The following is a 380-nucleotide window of genomic DNA, read 5'->3' as shown; positions in this document are numbered from 1 at the left end:
CAAGGGTGAAATCAAGGATTTATTAATACAAGGAGCAGATATATTTGCCCTAACTTCCCATTCCGAAAACTTTGGTATATCAGTTCTAGAATCCCTAGCTGCGGGTACTCCAGTTATAATTACCCCTGGTGTAGCGCTCAGTGATATAGTTCAGCAACAACATCTGGGATATGTTACAGAACTTAATATTAATGCAATCGCAGCTACAATTGAAAACTTCTTAGATCATCCTCAAGAATCTAAACAAATGGGCGCTCGCGCCCGGCAGTTTATATTAGATAATTATACCTGGGATAAAATAGCATCAAAGATGATCTCCATTTACGAAAAGATCATTCAAAGTTATAATTTATAGAACATTTCAGGCAATGAAACACAGG

1 protein-coding gene is annotated in these 380 nt (G+C 37.1%); it reads left to right on the top strand.

Translation table 11 applies throughout. From position 1 onward, the window contains the following. Nucleotides 1-355: glycosyltransferase (locus ACIR131C_RS23765; protein ID WP_035372680.1), on the top strand; the 355-nt coding region annotated here is incomplete at its 5' end. Nucleotides 356-380 lie beyond the last annotated feature (25 nt).

The organism is Dolichospermum circinale AWQC131C (assembly GCF_000426905.1).
In the GTDB taxonomy this organism is placed as follows: Bacteria; Cyanobacteriota; Cyanobacteriia; order Cyanobacteriales; family Nostocaceae; genus Dolichospermum; species Dolichospermum circinale.
Note: the sequence above shows the minus strand (reverse complement) of the source record. Positions and strands in the feature narration are given on the sequence as shown.